Below are 264 nucleotides of genomic sequence, written 5' to 3' on the forward strand. Positions count from 1 at the left end.
TCCCTGGTTCGTTCGTCGACGAGTTGCTCGAGGTTTTCCGTGTGAAAGCTGATCTGCTCAGCCATGCGATTGAAAGCCACCCCTGCCGCTCCAACTTCGTCGCGCGTTGGGATGCTCACGCGGACTGAATAGTCTTTGGACTGGAGCCGCTGGGCGGCGCTGGCAAGCGCCCTGAGGCCCGCGGTGATCCGCTTCGAAATTCCGAGCACGGCGGCAAAAACAATCAGAAGCGAAACGACGATCGCGGCGATCTGAAAGAGCAGG

1 protein-coding gene is annotated in these 264 nt (G+C 59.8%); it reads right to left on the reverse strand.

Annotation, left to right across the window (positions count from 1 at the left end; translation table 11 throughout):
* On the reverse strand, positions 1-264 hold a 264-nt coding region (locus AC0L2P_RS32385), incomplete at both ends, for a HAMP domain-containing protein (RefSeq protein WP_473507265.1).

The organism is Mesorhizobium sp. WSM4836 (assembly GCF_055811815.1).